The organism is Roseibium sp. AWQ4_290, assembly GCF_056160985.1.
In genome coordinates, this window is record NZ_JBSWYG010000021.1 from 34,019 (window position 1) to 54,517 (window position 20,499).

Consider the following 20,499-nt stretch of genomic DNA (forward strand, 5'->3'; position numbering starts at 1 on the left):
TCAAATCCACGGCGGGACAATCCGGATCACACCCATGAATGCAGTTGCAGACAATGCCCTGGACGGGCAGGCGAAACCCTTGCCGGCGAAACTGGAGCGGATCAAGCGGAGCCGGGCGATGATCCGCTGGTGGCTCTATACTATCTGCGCGATGATCCTTGTGATGGTCGTTGTCGGCGGAGCGACACGATTGACCGAATCCGGTCTGTCGATCACCGAATGGAAACCGATCCATGGGGTGATCCCGCCGCTTAGCGTTGCGGAATGGGAGCAGGAACTGGAAAAATACCGCCAGATACCCGAATACCAGCTGATCAACAAGGGTATGAGCCTGGAGGAATTCAAGTTTATCTTCTGGTGGGAATGGGGGCACAGGCTGCTGGGCCGTCTCATTGGCGTGGCGTTTTTTGTGCCCATGGCCGGGTTCTGGTTGGCCGGGCGGATCGAACCCTGGCTTAAACCACGGCTTTTGCTCGGTCTGGGGCTTGGCGGGCTGCAGGGAGCCGTCGGCTGGTGGATGGTGAGCTCCGGGCTGGTGGACCGGGTGGATGTCAGCCAATACCGGCTGGCTATTCATCTGACGCTGGCTCTGGTCATTTTCGCCTATCTGTTTTGGCTCGCGCGCAGACTGTCGCCTCTGGACCCTCCGGTTCGCGACGAGGAAAGCCGTCTGTCTTTTCCGGGAAAATGTGTTCTGGGACTTGTGTTCGTGCAGATCTTCCTGGGTGGTCTGGTGGCCGGGCTCAATGCGGGGCTGACCTTCAACACCTGGCCGCTGATGGATGGAAAGATCATTCCGGGCAGCCTGCTGGTAATGGAGCCTGTCTGGCTGAATGTCTTTGAAAATGTCCAGACGGTTCAGTTTCAGCACCGCATGACGGCCTATCTGCTGGTCCTGTGCGGACTTGGGCTGATGGCGTTGACCTTTCACGTCAGCAAGCGAGGGCCTTTACGCCGCGCAGGTGCTCATGTAGGCGGATTTCTTCTGCTGCAGGCTGTGTTTGGCGTTTTAACCCTGATCTGGCACGTGCCCCTGTCTATCGCCTTGGTGCACCAGGGCTTTGCGGTATGTGTGCTGGCGGCGGCTGTCGACTATCTGGCAGTTTTGAAAGGGTCATTCCCGTTACGGGGGTAGGCAATAGATTTTGCAGCTTTTCGATGATCGTTCGAGTTTCCCGCGCTGGAAGACTTGATCGCCGTCCGTCTTGTCCGGTTCCTCTTCACAAAACTGGTATCAATCTGAAGGTGTTGTTTGCCGAAACGGCTCCCTTCAACGGTCTCCTGGCGTGGATCTGCACCCGTGAGGGACGAGGCATGTCCAGAAAACGCAAAATTTTACCGAACAAAATATCTATTGAATCCAGAAGTTTACAGCAATATCTCGTTAGTAGTGACATGGTGTAATTCAATAAATTGCACGCATTTATAAATTTTTGATTCATGAATTTCAGTACCTTAGTAGATAACCTTGCGTAATTGGGAGATCTTTTCTGATGATGAAGAACTGGCCGATCAGCCGAAAATTATGGGCCGGATTCGGGTCAATCCTCCTGGTTCTGATCGCGATGGCAACCTTCAGCGTTTTTACAACGCAAGAGTCGTTCAGCCGGTTCGCGGAGTACAGGCAGGCCGCGCACGCAAGTGTTGCGTTTGAAGAGATCGCTCAGAAAATCACGGTACTGCGCCTGGAGACAATGAAGTTCCGGGCAAGTGGTAATCCGCAGGCGCTTGCCAATGTCCGGCAAAGGGTCTCCGATGTTGAAAAGCAGATCACCAGCATTCGGCCTCAGGTCAGGGACGAAGAGCTGGCGCAGCTGGACGCGCTCAAGCGTGATCTGGAAAGCTATCGCAACGGGTTCGAACAGGCTTGGGCGCTTCAGGAGCAGCGCAACGAGCTTGTCAACAAATCCTTCCTCCCGCTTGGCGTTGCTGCCCGGAAGAAACTTTCACAGGTGATGGAAAGTGCTTACAAGGATAAGGATGCAATTGCGGCTTTTTATGCTGGCCGCACACAGCAGCGTGTCCTTCTGGCCCGCTACTATGCGCAGCAATTTCTGCTCGTAAATGCGGAAGAGGCGCTGGCCCGTTTCCAGAAAGAAATGAAAAAAGCCAATGTGCAGACAAAGATCCTGCTGAGTGTTCTGGAGGATCCGACCCGGCGGGATTTGACCAAACAAGTTCAGGACGATCTGAAGGCCATGAAAACCATTTTCGGCCAGATTTTTGAGGCGGTTCAGTCCCGTAACAGCATCTATGCCGAGACGCTTGATGTGGCCGGTCCACGCGCCACAAGCCAATCCGAGGCAATGGTTGCTGCATACGTTTCCAGGCAGAACACCATCGGACCGGACATCAGCGCTGCCTTTGAACGCCAGGAACTGATTGTCGCCCTTGCCGGTGTTGTTGCCTTTGGCTTTGGACTGTTTGTTGCGATTTCCCTCTCGCGCAGCCTGTCCAGCTCCATTTCTTCCATGACCGTCGCCATGCGCAGTCTTGCTGAAAACGATCTGGGGGTTGGCGTACCCTGCCTCGACCGGGGAGATGAAATCGGCGACATGGCCCAGGCGGTCGAGGTGTTCAAGGAAAATGCCATCGCCCGGGAGCGGCTGGAAGCGGAGAACAAGCAGCAGGAGGAGGCCCGTCATGCGACCCACAAAATTACGGAAGAAGCGATCGAGAAATTCAAGGAATCTGCCGATGCGATCATGAAGATTCTGATGCAGGACAGTAAATCCATGCAGCAGTCGGCAAGCGACCTTGGCACTTTGTCGGAACAGGCAAAAGGCAAGGCAAGTGGCGCCGACCAGGCAGCGCATAGCACAAACACGAACATGCAGACTGTTGCCGCTGCCACGGAAGAACTGGCCAGTTCGGTTCAGGAGATTGCCCGCCAGGTGACGACCGCGACCGATGTTGTGCAGCAGACAAGTGAAAAGACCCGGTCTTCCGTTGAGGAAATGAGCAGCCTGGCAGCAGCGGGCGAGAAGGTCGGGGCGGTTGTCAACCTGATCCGGGACATTGCGGAGCAAACCAACCTGCTGGCTCTGAATGCCACCATTGAAGCGGCACGGGCCGGTGAGGCGGGACGAGGGTTTGCCGTCGTGGCCGCCGAGGTCAAGGAACTGGCCGATCAGACATCCAAAGCCACCGGAGAGATTTCTGATCAGATCTCGGGCATTCAGGGGGCAACCCACCGTGCCGTGGAGAGCATTCGCGACATTGAAAAGATGGGGCAGCAACTGGATGCCGTGACCTCCACAATCGCGGCTGCGGTTGAAGAGCAAGGTGCCTCAACCCGGGAGATCTCACAGACCACGGGCGTGGCGTCCGAAGCGATGCAAACGCTTGCTTCAAATGTCACCGATGTCAGCGATACGATCAATGTGGCCAGCGAAACGGCCAGCACCGTACAGACGGCGTCTGAGCGCTTGTCTCAACAGGCAAGTGCCATGGAAAATGCAGTCAAGGAATTCTACATCGCGCTGCGCACCGGGCCTTTTGACCGCCGGGATCCTGACAGCCCGAGCTATACCGGTGTCGAACGCCGCCAGAACAGCCATCTCAGCCAGACCGCAGCCTGATTAGGGCTGCGCATGTCGCGCACACGCCGTCGCATTGAGTGGCCTGAAAAAAACGCCCTCCGGATCAAGCTCCGGTGGGCGTTTTGTTCTTTGAAGGGCTGGCGCGGCAGCCGTGATCTGCAGCTGGAGAGGGCCGTAGCCTTGTCAGCCGGCCAGAGCCTGGTTCAGGTCGGCGATGATGTCGTCCACATCTTCCAGGCCAATGGAAATACGCACCACATCCGGGCCAGCGCCTGCCGCCACTTTCTGTTCGTCGTTCAACTGGCGGTGGGTGGTCGACGCAGGGTGGATGATCAGGCTGCGCGTGTCGCCGATATTGGCCAGATGCGAGAACAGCTCGACCTTGGAGACCAGCGACACCCCAGCGTCATAGCCGCCCTCAACCCCGAAGGTGAACACGGCGCCTGCGCCGTTGGGCATGTATTTCTGCTGCAGCGCGTGGTGCTTGTCCTCCGGCAGGGCGGCATAGGACACCCAGCTGACCTTGTCATGGCCGGACAGGTGCAAGGCAACTTTTTTGGCGTTGTCAGCATGGCGCTGCATGCGCAGGGGCAGGGTCTCGATGCCGGTCAGAATCATGAACGCGTTGAAGGGGGAAATGGCCGGTCCAAGATCGCGCAGCCCAAGCACCCGGCAGGCAATGGCAAAGGCGAAATTGCCGAAGGTCTCGTGCAGCACAACGCCCTGATATTCCGGGCGAGGTTCTGACAGAAGCGGATATTTGCCACCGGCCGACCAGTCGAAGCTGCCGCCATCCACGATGATGCCGCCCATGGAATTGCCGTGACCGCCCATGAATTTTGTCAGTGAGTGCAGAACGATATCCGCGCCATGCTCAATCGGGCGGCACAGATAGGGCGTTGCCATGGTGTTGTCGACCACGAGCGGGATGCCCTTGGCCTTGGCGATCCGCGAAATGGCTTCGATATCAACGACAATGCCGCCGGGATTGGCGAGGCTCTCGATAAAGATCGCCTTTGTATTGGCGTCAATGGCCGCTTCAAACGTGCCGATATTGGCCGGATCTGCCCATTTCACATCCCAGCCGAAACTCTTGAACGAGTGGTTCAGCTGGTTGATGGACCCGCCATAAAGCTTGTTGGCCGCGACAATATTGTCGCCCGGCTGCATTAAAGTGTGGAAACAAAGGAGTTGGGCGGAGTGACCGGACGCAGTCGCCAGGGCCGCCGTACCCCCTTCAAGGGCCGCGACCCGCTCTTCCAGCACCGCAGTCGTTGGGTTGGTGATCCGGGTATAGATGTTACCGAAAGCCTGCAGGCCGAACAGGGACGCAGCATGGTCGACATCGTCAAAGACAAAAGACGTGGTCTGGTAGATGGGGGTTGCGCGCGCGCCGGTGGACGGGTCGGGGGACGCGCCCGCATGGATGGCCAGCGTGGAAAATCCTGGAATAGTGTCGCTCATGAAGAACCTCCCTGTTGAATTTGGCGGCCAGTCTGGCCGAAGGCGGAGGGCCGGTCAAAGCAGGATTTTTCCATTTGAGCGGCCCTATTGGAATATTGATTTCGAGGCAGTGCCGGGAACGGCCTCAAGGGGCAGTCCGGTCTCAGTCTGTCTTGCGGCTGACAAGGCCCCGGTGCTGAAAGCCTGATTTCAAGGCCGGGCGTTTGGAGGACAGGGTTTTGGAATTGACCCCGGCCCAGCCGATCTCGCCGGACAGGCGGCCATACTCGATTTTCGGACAGCGGTTCATGACCACCTTGATCCCGGCCGCTTCTGCCCGCTCCGCCGCGTTCTCATGGCGGACGGTGAGCTGCATCCAGATCACCTTGGGCAGTTTTCCGCTGGCCAGAACCGCATCCACAATGCCTCCGGCCGCCTCCGAATTGCGGAAGATATCGATCATGTCCGGGGTGCCGGGCAGGTCGTCCAGCCCCGCATAGACCTTCTGGCCCAGGATCTCCTTGCCCGCCTGGCCCGGATTGACCGGCCAGACCTCGTAGCCCTTGGCGAGCATGTATTTCAGCACGAAATAGGACGGGCGCACATTGTTGGCGCTGGCGCCGACCATGGCGACGGTCTTCACCTCGTCCAGAATGCCCTTGATATAGGCGTCGGAGTAGCTGTCATGGTTCATGAAGGCAAGATCCCTGGCTGTGCGGCGCTATCCAAGGCGAAATGAAAACCCGTGGCAAGGCCTCAAAACGCGGTTCCCGTTCTTTCTGCCGGAGCCGTCAGCTGTCCGTCCAGTCTGGAGACCGTTTCTGCAGGAAGGCGGAAATCCCTTCTTCCGCGTCCCTTGCCATCATATTCTCGACCATGGTCTGCGCGGCGAAGTCATAGGCCTGCGCAAGGGGCATTTCCAGCTGCCGGTAAAAGGCTTCCTTGCCGATCTGAAGGGTCTTGGAAGACTTTGAGGCGATCACGGCGGCGTATTTCTGGACGACCTGCTCCAGATAGTCGCCGGGCACGATCCGGTTGATCAGGCCGAATTCCTTGGCGGTGGACGCATCGATGCTTTCCCCGGTCAAGAGCATCTCCATGGCCTGTTTCGGCGCCACATTGCGGGAGAGAGCCACCATGGGCGTGGAACAGAACAGGCCGATATTGACGCCCGGAGTGCAGAAGGTGGCCGTATCGGTGGCAATTGCCAGGTCGCAGGAGGCGACCAGCTGACACCCGGCGGCCGTTGCAACACCGGTCACGACCGCAATCACCGGCTTGGGCAGGCGCACGATCTGCTGCATCAGATCGGAGCACTGGCGCATGATACGCTCATAGGCGGCCTTGCCGCCATCCGCATCCGCGCGGGCCGCCGTCAGTTCCTTCAGATCATGTCCGGCGCAGAAGACCTTGCCCTCCGCCCCAAGCAGCACAACCCGCACCGCCGGATCGCCGGCCGCCCTGGTGAGTTCTTCGGACAGTGCGGCCATCATCTGCGTGGAGAGCGCATTCATGCGCTCGGGCCGTTGCATCACGATCCGGTAAACGCCCTCATGCAGAAGCGTGGACAGCATCGGTTTTTCACTCTGGTCGTTGGCGGCGGTGTCGGACATGGTCGCTCCCTGAGATGTGCGGTTTTTCTGCTCTTATAGCGGACCGGACAGGGCGCGCGATAGGAATTGTCGCGGCAAGCCCTGGGACCGTTCACCGAGGGGTGAAGAGAGAAGGGGCTGAAAGCGCTTTAGCGCGGCGGATTTTCAGCTATCCTTTGCCCATGTGGAGGCGTTTCTTTCAGTCTTTGTGTTCTTGCGTTGTGACGATGGTCTGCCTCGCGGCCCTGGCTCTGAGTGCCCGGGCGCAGGAAACGGTGGATGTTGCCCTCGTGCTGGCCGTTGACGTGTCCAGATCCATGTCTCCGGAAGAATTGCAGATCCAGCGGCGCGGTTATGCGGCGGCCATTTCCAGCCCCCAGGTGATGCGCGCAATTGAGCAGGGCGCTCATGGGAGGATTGCCCTGATCATGTTCGAATGGGCAAACGACACCCATGCCCGGGTTATTGCTGATTGGACCCTGATCGAAAAAACCGAAGATGCGCAAGGCTTTGCTGACCGGATCCTGCTCAAGGAGGCCTATAGCCAGCGCCGGACCTCGATCTCCGGCGCGATTGCAACGGCGGCCGGGATGTTGGAGGCAGTGCCGTTCCTTGCGGACCGGCGGGTGATCGATATTTCCGGAGACGGCCCCAACAACCACGGCGCCCCGGTCACCCTGGCCCGGGATGCGGCCGTTGAGCGGGGCATTACCATCAATGGGTTGCCCCTGATGACGACAGGCGGTCCGGGCGCGCAGTTCAACATTGCGGATCTGGATGTCTATTATCGCCACTGTGTGACCGGCGGTCCGGCCAGCTTTGTCCTGCCGGTCACCGACTGGGCCCAGTTTCCCGAAGCGGTCCGGCGCAAGCTCATCCTGGAAATCGGCGGCCGCCAGCCGGCCCCGCCACAGGTGATCCGCGCCCAATTTTCTGAACGGCAGCGCTATGACTGTCTGGTGGGCGAAAAGATCTGGCAGCGGCTGAGGGACCAGTTTTTCTGGGATCAGTAGTTGCGTTTGCATTTGTGGTGGCAAGCCGGGCTGATCCAGCGCTTGCTGGAGCTCTGCTTTTGCTGTGAGTGCCAGGGGAAGTCTGGTTCCGGCCCCGGCACGCGGAGAACGCCTGCGGAATGTGCCGACTATCCGCGTCTGCGCCGCCTGCGCCTGCCGCTGCCGGTAGCTTCAGACAGGGCTGAGGTCTTGCGCTCCGGCAGTTGAACAGCCTCCCGCAAATGGGGGAAGGGATCGGTCTTGTTCGGAAGGGCCATGGCGTTGACGAAATGCTCCTGAAACTTCGCCTCCAGAGCCGTTTCGATCTTTTCGATCTCCCGGACCGCCTGTTCGATCTCGCGCCTGTATCCCCGGTTGATCAGGGCCATGCGTGCGCCGGTTCCAGCCGCATTGCCGACACCGGACACCCCGTCCAGAGGACAGTCGGGGAGGAGGCCGAGGATCATGGCGTATTTCGGGTCGATATAGCTGCCGAACGCCCCGGCGAGGCGGATTGAGTCGATCCGGGTGGTGCCGAGCTTGTCCTGGAGCAGCTTGATGCCCGCGTAAAGTGCGCCTTTGGCCAGCTGGATCGCCCGGATATCCGTCTGGCGGATGGAGATTTCAACCCCGTCTTTGGCCACCAGATAGGAAAAGGTGCGCCCATCTGCTTTCAGGCGCGGCGTGCGGGCGGCCAGGGAACCGTCTATGACCCCGTCTTCGGTGATCAGGCCTGCCAGATACATCTCTGCAACCGCCTCGATGATGCCGGACCCGCACAGGCCGGTGACGCCGACGGCCTCAACCTTTTCCGCAAAGCCGTCCTCATCGGACCATTCCTCCACGCCGATGACCTTGAAGCGGGGCTCCAGCGTCTCCTTGTCGATGCGGATGCGCTCAATAGCGCCGGGGGCAGCCCGCTGGCCGGAGGAAATCTCGGCCCCTTCAAAGGCCGGGCCGGTGGGGGAGGAGGCGGCCAGAAGCCGCTCCCGGTTGCCCAGAACAATCTCCGCATTGGTGCCCACATCCACCAGAAGTGTGATCCCGTCCTGCCGGTGCGGGCCTTCGGCAAGGGTCGCTGCCGCAGCATCGGCGCCCACATGGCCTGCGATGCAGGGCAGCATATAGGCCCGCGCGCCCGGATGAAGCTCCAGATCCAGATCCCGGGCCTGAAGCACCATGGCGTCGGAAGCTGCAAGGGCAAAGGGCGCGCCGCCCAGTTCCACCGGGTCGATGCCGAGGAAAAGATGATGCATCACCGGGTTGCCGACAAAGGCGGCGTCAAGGATGTCGCCGCGTTCCGCACCGACGATCCGGACCAGCTTGCCGGTGAGCGCATTCACCGCCTCGCGCACGGATCTGGTGAGATCGGGCAGTCTGGACGGGTTCATCTGTACATAGGAGACCCGGGACATTAGGTCTTCGCCGAAGCGGATCTGCGGGTTGGAAGTGCCTGCGGACGACACGGTGCGCCCGGTGTGAAGATCACATAAATGGGCGGCGATGGTGGTGGAGCCGATATCCACCGCAAGCCCGTAAAGGGTCGTTTTTTTGCCCGGCCAAAGCGCGGTGACTGCGGGCGGCACGTGACCATCGGCATAAAGGGCGGCGGTCACCGTCCAGTTGCCTGCGCGCAAGGTCTTCTGGACGCCGGGCAGCAAGGCCGGATCGATGGTGAGGGAGGAAAACCCGGTTTTTTTCGCCAAGGCCTCACGCAGACGGTCCACATCGCCGCGCGGGGTCTCCATATCCGGTTCCTCCAGGGTGAGCGTGACCAGCGTGACTGCGCTGTCCGGGGTTATATGCCGGGCCTCGGCCCGTTTGCGCACGATCTGCCGGTTGGTCTGGGCATCGGCCGGGATATCGACCACCAGATCCCCCAGGATCCTGGCCTGGCAGGACAGGCGCCGGCCGCTTTCCAGGCCGCGCAGGCCCGCATATCGGGTCTCGGCGTCTGTGGCAGCGTCCAGATGACCGGCTTCGCTGACCAGGTTTTCCTTGGCAAAAACACCTTCTGACACGGAGACCTGGCAGCGCCCGCAAATGCCCCGTCCGCCACAAACAGATTCCACATAGACCCCAAGCGAGCGGGCTGCATCCAGCAGCGGCGTTCCCACCTCGAAGGTGCCGCGTTTGCCGCTTGGTTGGAAAACGACTTTGGCAATGGACGGAGTGTCGCTCATTCTTGTGGGGTCTGATCCGGTTTGGCTGATCTCTTGGGTGGCGGCGTTACCCGGCCGAACGCCGGGCCGCGCGTCCGCCTCTGCGGCGGGGGCCGGAGGGCGCACCACCTTCTGCAGGGGCGGCGGACGGAACGGCGCCGGGACCGGAAGTGGCCGGACGGTGATCCCGGTAGGTCATGATCCAGCTCTGGCAATTTGGATCCGTGCCGTTCAGAACATTCGCGGCCCGAACCGCTTCCATTTCCTGGGGACGGCAGGGATTCATGATGGCCGATGTCATGCCCGCGCCGATCACCATGGGAATAAAGCCCGCATTGATGCCGTGGCGGTGGGGCAGGCCGAAGGAAATGTTGGAAAGGCCGCAGGTGGTGTTGACCTTCAACTCATCCCGCAAACGCCGGACCAGCTTGAACACCTGCTGTCCGGCCGTGCCCATGGCGCCGATTGGCATGACCAGCGGGTCCACGACAATATCGTGCGCGGGGATTCCGTAATCCGCCGCGCGTTCCACGATCTTCCGGGCCACCTCAAAACGCACATCCGGGTCTTCGGAAATGCCGCTTTCGTCATTGGAAATGGCAACCACCGGCACATCATATTTCTTGATGAGCGGCAGGATCGCTTCCAGTTTTTCCTCTTCGCCCGTCACGGAGTTGACCAGCGGACGGCCCTTGGCCACGTCTAGTCCGGCCTTGATAGCCTCTGTGACGGAGGAGTCGATCGACAGGGGCACATCGGTTAGCTCCTGGACGATTTCCAGTGTCCTGACGAGAAGCGGCGGCTCGGTCTCATTCGGATTGACGGCGGTCACACCTGCGTTCACATCCAGCATGGTGGCACCGGCAGCGACCTGGGCGAGGACGTCGGCCTTGACCGTTTCGAAATTGCCCTCGATCATTTCAGCGGCCAGCTTTTTGCGGCCGGTCGGATTGATCCGTTCCCCAATCACGCAAAAGGGTTGATCGAAGCCGATGACGGCTTCCCGGGTGGCGGAGGCGACAAGGGTACGGGTCATTCAGGCGCTCTCATTCGCAGTCATGGACGGGACAGGGGGGAAGGACCAGCTCCCGCGGGCGTGGAGCCAGTCGGCGGTTTTCTGGACGCCGCCAAACGGATAGACATGGATCTGGTCAAGCTGGCTGCCGCGTTCCAGGGCAGCCCGGGATTCCAGCGGCTCGACCATGCTTTCCGGGTCATAGCCCGACAGCATGGAGACCACCGCGCCGCCGCGCTTTTTCAAAAACGCGAGGGAATTCTCGACCCCGGCAAAGGCGGCATATTTCAAGAGCGTGGTCATCTTCGCGGGCCCTGCGACCCCCAGATGCACCGGGAAACGGTTGCCCCAGCTTTCCAGCTCGTCCAGCCAGAGGCTGACCCGGTGGGGATCAAAGCCGAATTGCGTCACGATCCGGAACGCCGCATCGCTGTCTGCGGCCAGCTCGTGTTTGCGCATCAAAAAGCGGCGCAGCACCTCGGGCGGAATGCCTGGGGCGCCTTCCGGGTGCCCGGCAACGGCGATCCCGGTGATGCCCAGCTTGTCGAACAAGCCGGTTTCCAGAAGCGCGACAGAGGAGAGCAGCGGGCCAGGCGCGTCGGTTTCGCCGGCAATGGCCAGCACCTCGCGGGCCCCGCCTTCCTGGGTCAGGCGGAGGATGCGGCGCTCGAAGGCCGCCAGAGAGGGATAGCGCCGTGCGGCCATGTGGGGCACGGCGACCAGGCTATGGTCGCTCAGGCAGCGGGTGGCCGCAACGATCAGATCCTCAGGGGCGTTGCCCAAATCGGTGACATAGACCCGTGTTCCGGCTGGAATGGACGCCAGCAAGCCGGTCTTTTCGACCACTTGCCTGGGGGACATTTCCGTCGAGGCAGGCAGGCGCCCGTGCGCCATGCGCGGCTGGTCACTCATGCTCGGAGCCTCCTTTGGCAAGCAGCTCTTTCAGCCGGTCTTTCGGGTAGGCTGTGACAAGGGCGCTCAAGGCCGTGTCGGCTTCCGCCTCCAGATCATCGGAGACGTCGACCGGGTCGGTCCGGCGCCATTCGGTCATATAGGCCTCGCTGTCTTTGGCACCGATGCGCATGGCGCAGGCATCAATCGCCTCCATGAACATGGCCGGAAGTTCCCGGCGCGCGGCTTTGCGCCCTTTCCGGATCAGGATCTGGGCCGGAATATCACGCCAGAACACGATGATCTTCTGTGCCATGCGGTGCCTTTCCTTTCCGCTCATGATCGCCACAAGGGGCAGAAACCGGCCGCCTGATAGCGGCATTGGACCGTGGAAATCCGACCTGACCCAGGGGCTTTTGCCGATGGGTCAGCTCTTGAGGAAGCCGGTTAGCAGGCCATAGCCGGTATGGTGATGCTCGTAGCGCAGGCTTAGCCGGGCGGCAGCGGCGCGGGCAGCTTCTTCCAATGCCGGATCCTCGGTCTGGGACAGATAGACCAGCCGCGTGTAGTGCGCGAAATACATGTCCTTCAAATGGGGGTGCCAGTCGAGGCCGAGCGGCTCAATCACCATGGTCTGGAAATGGCGGGCCAGGAAGTCGGTCAGATAGAAGGTGCCGGGCTCTTCCTCTGCTATCCGGTCAAAGCCGGACAGGCCTGTCAAAAAAGCATAACAATGGGCGCCGTCCAGGCGGCGGCTGCCGGTGTCTGCCAAAACCTTGTCGAGGCGGCCGCCGGTGCCGCAATCGCCATAGCCCACAAGAATGTCGTCATAGGCCTCCTTGTTCTCAAGGATGGCGCGGCGGACTTCACCCGGGATCTTTTCAGGGGTGTTGTGAAGCTGGGCGGGCAGGCAGGTCAGATCGATATGATCCAGTCCGTTGAGATCGCGCACGGCCATGATTTCCCGCGCCAGTGCGCCGCAGGCAATAACCAGCACGCGCCCGGTCTTTTGGGGCGCATCTTTGTCGTGCGCGCTCTTGTCGCTCTCAATGGGAAAAAGAGGCTCGCCGTTTTGCATGCCGGGCGCCTCTTCAAACATGGCAGGGTCAGCCCTGGGATGCGAGCTGGTTGTGGCGGCGGGCAATCAGATCCTTGGCCATCTCAACGGCCACGGCCGCATCCCGGCAATAGCCGTCCGCGCCAACGGCTTCGCCGAATTCTTCGTTCAGCGGAGCGCCGCCGACAAGCACGATATAATCGTCCCGGATGCCCTTGGCCTTCATCTCGTCAATGACGACTTTCATATAGGGCATGGTGGTGGTCAAAAGTGCCGACATGCCGAGGATTTCCGGTTGATGCTCTTCCAGCGCAGCCAGATAGTTCTCGACCGGATTGTTGATGCCGATATCGATCACTTCAAAGCCAGCGCCTTCCATCATCATGGACACAAGGTTCTTGCCGATGTCGTGAATGTCGCCCTTGACGGTGCCGATCACCATCTTGCCGACCTTGGGAGCTCCGGTTTCCGCCAGCAGCGGGCGCAGAATGCCCATGCCCGCCTTCATGGCATTGGCCGACAGCAGCACTTCGGGCACAAACAGGATGCCATCACGGAAGTCGATCCCGACGATCCGCATGCCTTCCACAAGTGCCTTGGTCAGGATGTCATATGGGGCCCAGCCCCGCTCCAGCAGAATGTTGACCGCCTCGGCGATTTCATCCTGAAGTCCGTCATAAAGATCATCATGCATCTGCTCGACCAGCTCGTCATCGGACAGGGCGGCGAGATCGATGTCTTCTTCCTCGGACATGGGCAGCTCCAGCAAGGCAAAAGCGCAGAAACGCGATGAAAAAGCTTAAGCTGCAAGCCGGAAATACCGGTATCTTCAAAACGACACGGCCAGTCGTTTACGCGACAGAAGCAGGGGCGGGTGATGGAGATCCGGATGGCAAAAAAGCGGATCAGGACCCGCTCTTTCGCATGCTGGGTCTGGCGCGCCTCAGAACAGGCCTTCGATCTGGCCATTGTCGTCCAGCTTGATGTGGTTGGCTGAAGGCAGGCGCGGCAATCCCGGCATGGTCATGATTTCCCCGCAGATCACCACGATGAAACCGGCCCCTGCCGACAGACGCACTTCGCGGACAGGCAGGCTGTGGCCGGTCGGGGCTCCACGAAGCTGCGGGTCGGTCGTGAAGGAATACTGGGTCTTGGCCATGCAGACGGGCAGATGACCGAAACCGTCGGTTTCCCAGCGCTTGAGCTGATCGCGCACGGATTTGTCCGCCAGGACCTCGTCAGCTCGGTAGATCCGCTTGGCAATGGTCTCGATTTTTTCGAAGAGCGGCAGGCTGTCGTCATAGAGCGGCGCGAACTGAGAGGCTCCGCTTTCGGCAAGGGCCACAACCCGTTCCGCCAGCTCCCGGGTGCCGTTCGAGCCATTGGCCCAGTGGGTGGCCAGGACGGCGTCGGCGCCAAGTTCTGCGCAGTAATCCTTCACGGCCTGCACTTCCGCTTCCGTATCCGCCGTGAAGTGATTGATGGCGACAACAGCCGGAACGCCGAACTGTTTCACATTTTCGATATGGCGGCCGAGGTTGACGCACCCCTTGGCAACGGCGTCAACATTTTCCGTGCCCAGATCTTCCCTGGCAATGCCCCCATTCATTTTGAGGGCCTTGATGGTTGCCACGATCACCACCGCATCAGGGGAGATCCCGGCCTTGCGGCATTTGATGTCGAAGAATTTTTCAGCGCCCAGATCTGCCCCGAACCCGGCTTCAGTCACCACATAGTCCGCCAGTTTGAGCGCGGTACGGGTGGCAACAACCGAATTGCAGCCATGGGCGATGTTGGCAAAGGGCCCTCCGTGAACGAAAGCCGGGTTGTTTTCCAGGGTCTGAACGAGATTTGGCTGCAAGGCCTCTTTCAAAAGAACGGTCATGGCCCCGTCGGCCTCAAGTTCCCGCGCCCGCACAGGTGTTCGGTCATGCCGGTAAGCGACAATGATGTCGCCCAGACGCGTCTGCAGATCGTCAAGATCTGTTGCGAGGCAGAGAATGGCCATGATTTCAGATGCGACCGTGATATCGAAGCCGCCCTCGCGCGGATAGCCGTTGGACACCCCGCCCAACGAACAGACGATGGAGCGCAGGGCCCGGTCATTCATGTCCATGACCCGGCGCCAGGTCACCCGGCGCGGATCGATGCCAAGCGCATTGCCCCAATGGATGTGATTGTCGATCAGGGCAGACAGGAGATTGTGCGCGGACGTGATCGCGTGGAAGTCGCCGGTGAAATGCAGGTTGATATCTTCCATGGGCACGACCTGGGCGTGGCCCCCTCCGGCCGCACCGCCCTTCATGCCGAAGCAGGGGCCGAGAGAGGGTTCCCGCAGGCAGATCATTGCGTTCTTGCCGATCCGGTTCAGCCCGTCTCCCAGACCAACGGTGGTGGTGGTTTTGCCTTCCCCGGCCGGGGTCGGGTTGATTGCGGTGACCAGGATCAGTTTACCGGACCGGCGTCCCTCAAGGCCTTTGATGAACTCCGCCGAAACCTTGGCCTTGGTGCGTCCATAGGGCAACAGCGCCTCTTCGGGAATTTCCAGCCGGGCACCGATCTCCGCAACCGGTTTCATCTTTGCGGCGCGGGCAATTTCGATGTCGCTGGCCATACTGGTCTCCCCGGGCGCTTCCATCCAATCCGGCACCGGGCTTTCCTCAAAGCCTCGGGTATCCGTGCCGAAACGCTAAGGGAGGGCGCACCGCAGCAAATGTTCCAATTGCGACTTCAATGAGGTGAAATGCGACCGCGTCCTGTTGCAACGGGAGGGAGGATGCGGCGCTTGCGGAAGGAAAATTGTTTGAGTTGTTTGTTATTGACCTAAAGTAACTTTTAATAGAGGCTGTATTGATTGAAATTTATACGATTATTTTTTAGGGGTGAAAAGATGGTCAAGCAGATTGACATATTGTGCATTCACGGTCTTGGAAATCACACAGACGGCACTTGGGAGGGGCGCTGGGAGGCCGCGATCAGAGATGCGTTTCCGCTGCCACCGAATGCAAGGCTGAAATTCAAGTTCGTGAATTACGATCCGATTTTTGAAGAGACAAAACTGTCCTTCCTGGAGACCATGAAAGCGCTGGTCAAACTGGGCTGGAGCGGTATTTCCTCCGGGTTCAGGCGCCGGGGTGGTCTGCTGTCCGGGGTTACGGACAGGATTCGCTGGACGGCTGGCTATGTGGTGGCCTGGTGCGCGGATGATGACTTCAAGACCAAAACCCGCGCCTTCATCCTCTCGGAGGTGGCCAAGCACAAGCCCGACATCATTCTGGCGCATAGCTTGGGGTCGCTGTTGTCCTATGACGCTTTTGCCCATGAGGATGCTCAGGCGGCGGCTGTGAAAAAGGCGCTCAAGGGCGCTGTCTACGTGACGTTCGGGTCCCAGCTCAACAACCCGTTTGTCCTGAAAAACCTGACCAACGGACGGATCGGGGCGCTGGGCGTTGAATTCTGGCACCACCTTTACAACGAGCATGATGATGTCTTCACCCGGCCGATCGTGAATATTGATGCCAGCAACTTCCGCCAAACCCTGACACCGTTCGATATTGACGGCATCGCGGACCATGCGGCTACGGAATATCTGAGCCATGAGCAGACCGTTGCCGATGTCTGGATGCCTTATGTCACGCTGCTGGGCCAGACCAAGACCCTGGTCAAATCCATGCGCGGCATGAAGACATCGCGGGCCAAGGAGCAAAAGGCGCTGCTTGTGGGCATCAACGACTATCCGAGTGCGTCGGATGCGCTGGAAGGCTGCGTCAATGACGTGTTCACCATGAGCGAAGTGCTGCAGCGTGGCGGCATGCCGGCCTCGTCCATCCGCACCTGTCTGGACGGGCGCGCGACCGCAAAGGGCATTCTGGAGCGGCTCGACTGGCTGCTGGATGATCCGAAACCGGGCGATGAACTGGTATTCTATTACAGCGGCCACGGTGCGCGCTATCCGGAATACAATGCTGAAGGGGAGCCGGATCATTTTGTCGAAACCCTGGTGCCGTGGGACTTCGACTGGAGCGCGGAAACCTCCATTGCCGATCGGCAGATCTTCGAGCTCTACAGCCAGCTGCCCTATGACTGCCGACTGGTGATGATCTTTGACTGCTGCAATTCCGGCGGCTTGCACAAGAATGGCGGCGCCAGGATCCGTGGGGTTTCGCCACCGGATGATATCCGCCACCGGGAATTGAAATGGGATTTGAAAACCGACACCTGGGTTCCACGCGGCTTTCAGCATCTGAACGCTGCCTTCACCGATGACAAACAAGTGGCGGCGGAGTTCTTTGGGCCGGAAGGAGCGACAGAACGGATCGGCCGGGCCTCCATGTTGCGCGGCCTGACAGCCAAACAATATGAGGCGATGAAAAAGAAGGATCCGGACAAGGCCAAGGGGGCCTATCTACCGGTGATCATCGAAGCGTGCCGGGCTGAGCAATTTTCCTATGAATACCGCCACGGGGTGACAAGCCACGGCGCGTTCACGTTCAACATGGCCAAGATCCTGAGAGCGCGGAAGCGGATTTCTTTCGAAGAGCTTGTCCACGACACCCGGGACGAGTTGGCACTTTTGAAGTTTGATCAGGAGCCCTGCATTCTGGGGCCGGGCGACATTCTCAAGAGCCATGTGCCCTGGGCCAGTTGAGGGCTGATTTCTTAAGGACACAACTGCGGTCGAGAGACTGACACGGCTCTGGGCCGGATCTATCTGTTGCCCGGATTGAAGGCTCCGGTGCGACATGGACCGCAAGAGGGGATCAGAGGCCGGTGCAGGCCTCTCCGGTTTCAGGCAGGACGGGGTCCGGCTCGTGGACATGGCACAGGCCTGCGTGCCTGTGTTATGCGTTCCGTTATGACAGATTCCGAAATCCTTGCCCGTCTTCCGGACCGATTGAAAAAAGCCCGCCGTGCTCAAGGCCTGTCTCTGGAGGCGGTTGAAAAACTGTCCGGCGTCTCCCGGTCGATGGTCAGCCAGATCGAGCGGGGTGAATCGAACCCGACCGTTGCAACGCTTTTGAACCTGACCCGGGCGCTGAATGTGGACTTCGCGGGCCTGCTCGGCGAGGAAGCTGCCGAGGACAGGGTCGAAATCCTCCATGAACATCAGACCCCGGCTCTCGACCGGGCCGGGGATGGCTGCAAGATCCGGATCCTGTCGCCGCCTCAGGACGCGGGCAAGCTGGAAGTCTATGAGCTGATTTTCACCGAAGGCGGCAAGCTGGACAGCAAGCCTCATGAGCGGGGCACCCGTGAACAGCTGATTGCTGGCGCAGGGCGGCTGGAAGTCACCTCCGGTGTTGCCAAAGGGGTGATCAACGAAGGCGATACCGCCCGCTATGCCGCCGATGTGCCCCATTGCATCGAGGCCATTGGCGGCCCGGCCCGGGCCATTCTGATGGTGGTGAAACTATAAAAAGAAAAGATGCGTCGGGCGGGAGGCGCTTTTTGAGAGACGGTGTGCCTTCTCAGGGGGCAGGGTCTATTTCCGTCATGTTGGATTTGCTCTCTTTTGCTGCTGCTTAAATTCCGGTATAATGGAAAAAATATCCAATTTGCCGGAGTGATGGCCGTGTCCCATGCCTTTCTGTCCCAAATTACTGCAACGCTCCAAGAGATTGAGGCCGAGGGCCTTTTCAAGCAGGAGCGGCTGATCACCTCGCCCCAGGGCGGGTGGATCAAGGTTGGCGGGCGCGAGCTCATCAATCTGTGCGCCAACAATTATCTCGGCCTTGCCGATGATCCCGTTCTTGAAGAGGCGGCAAGAAGTGCCCTGTCCCCCAAAGGTTTCGGTATGGCGTCCGTGCGCTTTATCTGCGGCACCCAGGACATTCACCGCCAGCTGGAACAGCGTCTTGCTGGCTTTCTCGGTAAGGATGATGCCATTCTGTTTGCAGCCTGTTTTGATGCCAATGGCGGTCTGTTCGAGCCGCTTTTGGGTCCGGAGGACGCGATCATATCGGACGCGCTCAATCACGCCTCGATCATTGACGGCATCCGCCTGTGCAAGGCCAAGCGGTACCGTTATGCCAATTCCGATATGGCAGATCTGGAGGCCAAGCTGAAAGAGGCGCGGGCGGCTGGCACCCGGCATATCATGATTGCGACAGATGGCGTTTTTTCCATGGATGGCTACCTGGCGAAGCTTCCGGAGATTACCGCCCTGGCCAAAACCTATGACGCGGTTGTGATGGTGGATGACTGCCATGCCACCGGTTTCATGGGACCAAAGGGGGAGGGCACGCCTGCCCATTTCGGCGTTGATGTGGATATTCTCACCGGTACGCTGGGCAAGGCGCTGGGTGGCGGCATTGGCGGTTACATTGCAGGCCCTCAGCCGGTTGTCGATCTGCTGCGCCAGCGGGCGCGGCCCTATCTCTTTTCCAACTCTCTGCCGCCCGCCATTGTCATGAGCGGTCTTGAGGCCATCCGGCTGGTGGAAGAAGGCGATGGGCTGCGACAGCGCCTGTTTGACAATTCCCGCTATTGGCGGGCCGGACTGGAAGCGCTCGGCTTCAGCCTTCTCCCGGGGGAACACCCGATCATCCCCGTCATGCTGGGGGAGGCAAAACTGGCCCAGGCGATGGCAGCAGCCTTGTTTGAAGAGGGGGTCTATGTCTCCGGTTTCTTCTTTCCCGTTGTGCCACGCGGCCAGGCCCGCATCCGCACTCAGATGACTGCAGCATTGAGCCAGGCGGATCTGGACCGGGCGCTCTCCGCTTTTGAAAAAGCAGGCAAGAACACGGGGGTTCTGTCATGAGCAGCAATCAGATGAAGGCCCTTAGCAAGCTGGAGCCCAGGGAGGGCCTTTGGATCACCCGGGCCCCGGTGCCGGAGATCGGGCCGGATGATGTTCTGATCAAGATCCACAAGACCGGCATTTGCGGTACGGATATCCATATCTGGAACTGGGACGAGTGGGCCGCCAGAACGGTTCCGGTGCCGCTGATCACCGGCCATGAATTCGCCGGCGAGATTGTAGAACTTGGCCGCAATGTGAGCGAATTCGCCATCGGCCAACGCTGCTCTGGCGAAGGGCATCTGATTGGCAAACAGTCCCGCCAGTCCCGGGCGGGCAAGTTTCACCTGGACCCGGAAACACGGGGCATTGGCGTGAACGAGCCGGGCGCTTTTGCCGAATATCTGCGCCTGCCGGCCTTCAATGTGGTGCCACTGCCCGATGACATAGATGACGAAATCGGGGCCATTCTCGATCCGCTCGGCAATGCGGTGCACACGGCGCTGAGTTTTGATCTGGTTGGCGAGGATGTGTTGATCACGGGCGCCGGGCCGATTGGAATCATGGCGGCGGCGGTCGCCCGGCATGCTGGGGCCCGCAACGTGGTCATCACCGATATCAACCAGGCCCGCCTGGATTTGGCAACCCGGGTTACCGATGTGGTCCCTGTCAATGTGGCCGAGGCGGATCTGAAAAGCGTTGAGCACAGCCTTGGCATGCGAGAAGGATTTGATGTTGGCCTTGAAATGTCGGGCAATCAGGCCGCGCTGGATCAGATGGTGGAACATCTTGTCATGGGCGGCCGGATCGCACTTCTGGGCATCCCGCCGGGCAAATCGCCCGTCGACTGGTCCCAGATCGTCTTCAAGGCGATCACCTTGAAAGGGGTCTATGGCCGGGAGATTTTCGAAACCTGGTACAAGATGATCGCCATGCTGCAGAACGGTCTCAATGTGCGCAGCGTGATCACCCACCGGTTTGATGTGGAGGATTTCGAGAGCGGGTTTGCCGCGATGAAGTCGGGCGAGGCGGGCAAGGTGGTGCTGACCTGGTCTGGCTGACCGGC

General features: G+C 60.0%; 17 protein-coding genes. 7 read left to right on the top strand and 10 right to left on the bottom strand.

All coding sequences use genetic code 11. From position 1 onward, the window contains the following. Window positions 1-34: 34 nt before the first annotated feature. Both ACXAH0_RS19950 and ACXAH0_RS19955 read left to right on the top strand, forming a co-directional pair. Window positions 35-1,135 carry a COX15/CtaA family protein gene (locus tag ACXAH0_RS19950; protein WP_475194467.1) on the top strand — a complete coding sequence of 367 codons (1,101 nt, stop codon included), beginning with the start codon at window positions 35-37 and terminating at the stop codon, window positions 1,133-1,135. A gap of 358 nt (window positions 1,136-1,493) precedes the next feature. Further along, complete coding sequence (locus ACXAH0_RS19955) at window positions 1,494-3,581, top strand: methyl-accepting chemotaxis protein (protein ID WP_475185681.1); 2,088 nt, start codon at window positions 1,494-1,496, stop codon at window positions 3,579-3,581. 144 nt (window positions 3,582-3,725) lie between these two features. Here ACXAH0_RS19955 and ACXAH0_RS19960 read toward each other — a convergent pair whose 3' ends face one another. From ACXAH0_RS19960 to ACXAH0_RS19970, 3 genes are all read right to left on the bottom strand, one after another. Further along, the gene (locus ACXAH0_RS19960) at window positions 3,726-5,006 is read right to left on the bottom strand and encodes an O-acetylhomoserine aminocarboxypropyltransferase (RefSeq protein ID WP_475185686.1); all 1,281 of its coding nucleotides are present in this window, start codon (window positions 5,004-5,006) and stop codon (window positions 3,726-3,728) included. Between the two features lie 142 nt (window positions 5,007-5,148). Next, complete coding sequence (locus ACXAH0_RS19965; protein WP_475194469.1) at window positions 5,149-5,679, bottom strand: CoA-binding protein; 531 nt, start codon at window positions 5,677-5,679, stop codon at window positions 5,149-5,151. Window positions 5,680-5,776: 97 nt separating this feature from the next. After that, window positions 5,777-6,598 carry an enoyl-CoA hydratase gene (locus ACXAH0_RS19970; RefSeq protein ID WP_475185693.1) on the bottom strand — a complete coding sequence of 274 codons (822 nt, stop codon included), beginning with the start codon at window positions 6,596-6,598 and terminating at the stop codon, window positions 5,777-5,779. 206 nt (window positions 6,599-6,804) lie between these two features. Between ACXAH0_RS19970 and ACXAH0_RS19975 the strand changes: the two genes are divergently transcribed. Next, entirely contained in the window at window positions 6,805-7,590 is a 786-nt protein-coding gene (locus ACXAH0_RS19975; RefSeq protein WP_475185695.1) for a DUF1194 domain-containing protein, read from the top strand. Between the two features lie 128 nt (window positions 7,591-7,718). Here ACXAH0_RS19975 and ACXAH0_RS19980 read toward each other — a convergent pair whose 3' ends face one another. The 7 genes from ACXAH0_RS19980 to ACXAH0_RS20010 all read right to left on the bottom strand — a co-directional run bounded on the left by ACXAH0_RS19980 (window position 7,719) and on the right by ACXAH0_RS20010 (window position 15,308). Continuing rightward, complete coding sequence (locus ACXAH0_RS19980) at window positions 7,719-9,752, bottom strand: ASKHA domain-containing protein (RefSeq protein ID WP_475194472.1); 2,034 nt, start codon at window positions 9,750-9,752, stop codon at window positions 7,719-7,721. A gap of 46 nt (window positions 9,753-9,798) precedes the next feature. Continuing rightward, window positions 9,799-10,767, bottom strand: a complete 969-nt coding sequence (locus tag ACXAH0_RS19985) for a methyltetrahydrofolate cobalamin methyltransferase (RefSeq protein WP_475194473.1) — start codon at window positions 10,765-10,767, stop codon at window positions 9,799-9,801. Continuing rightward, the gene (locus tag ACXAH0_RS19990; protein ID WP_475194474.1) at window positions 10,768-11,658 is read right to left on the bottom strand and encodes a methylenetetrahydrofolate reductase; all 891 of its coding nucleotides are present in this window, start codon (window positions 11,656-11,658) and stop codon (window positions 10,768-10,770) included. It abuts the gene before it with no gap. Next, window positions 11,651-11,953: a virulence factor gene (locus ACXAH0_RS19995; RefSeq protein ID WP_475194476.1), complete on the bottom strand. Its 303-nt coding sequence runs from the start codon at window positions 11,951-11,953 to the stop codon at window positions 11,651-11,653. Before ACXAH0_RS19995 ends, ACXAH0_RS19990 begins: the two co-directional genes overlap by 8 nt. Window positions 11,954-12,064: 111 nt before the next feature. Continuing rightward, complete coding sequence (locus tag ACXAH0_RS20000) at window positions 12,065-12,736, bottom strand: DUF1638 domain-containing protein (RefSeq protein WP_475185719.1); 672 nt, start codon at window positions 12,734-12,736, stop codon at window positions 12,065-12,067. A 7-nt stretch (window positions 12,737-12,743) separates the two neighbouring features. After that, complete coding sequence (locus tag ACXAH0_RS20005) at window positions 12,744-13,448, bottom strand: corrinoid protein (RefSeq protein ID WP_475185723.1); 705 nt, start codon at window positions 13,446-13,448, stop codon at window positions 12,744-12,746. Window positions 13,449-13,637: 189 nt separating this feature from the next. Then, window positions 13,638-15,308 carry a formate--tetrahydrofolate ligase gene (locus ACXAH0_RS20010; protein ID WP_475185728.1) on the bottom strand — a complete coding sequence of 557 codons (1,671 nt, stop codon included), beginning with the start codon at window positions 15,306-15,308 and terminating at the stop codon, window positions 13,638-13,640. Window positions 15,309-15,584: 276 nt separating this feature from the next. On the opposite strand from ACXAH0_RS20010, the gene ACXAH0_RS20015 reads away from it, so the two are divergent. The 4 genes from ACXAH0_RS20015 (at window position 15,585) to tdh (ending at window position 20,494) form a co-directional block, all read left to right on the top strand. After that, window positions 15,585-17,342, top strand: coding sequence for a caspase family protein (locus tag ACXAH0_RS20015; protein ID WP_475185731.1), 1,758 nt, complete (start codon window positions 15,585-15,587; stop codon window positions 17,340-17,342). A 207-nt stretch (window positions 17,343-17,549) separates the two neighbouring features. Further along, window positions 17,550-18,110 (top strand): helix-turn-helix domain-containing protein, encoded by a 561-nt coding sequence (locus tag ACXAH0_RS20020; RefSeq protein WP_475194477.1) that lies wholly within the window; start codon window positions 17,550-17,552, stop codon window positions 18,108-18,110. 156 nt (window positions 18,111-18,266) lie between these two features. Continuing rightward, window positions 18,267-19,454, top strand: a complete 1,188-nt coding sequence (locus ACXAH0_RS20025) for a glycine C-acetyltransferase (RefSeq protein WP_475194479.1) — start codon at window positions 18,267-18,269, stop codon at window positions 19,452-19,454. Further along, the gene (gene tdh, locus ACXAH0_RS20030) at window positions 19,451-20,494 is read left to right on the top strand and encodes an L-threonine 3-dehydrogenase (RefSeq protein WP_475194480.1); all 1,044 of its coding nucleotides are present in this window, start codon (window positions 19,451-19,453) and stop codon (window positions 20,492-20,494) included. The genes ACXAH0_RS20025 and tdh overlap by 4 nt, the downstream gene beginning before the upstream one ends. Window positions 20,495-20,499: the final 5 nt, after the last annotated feature.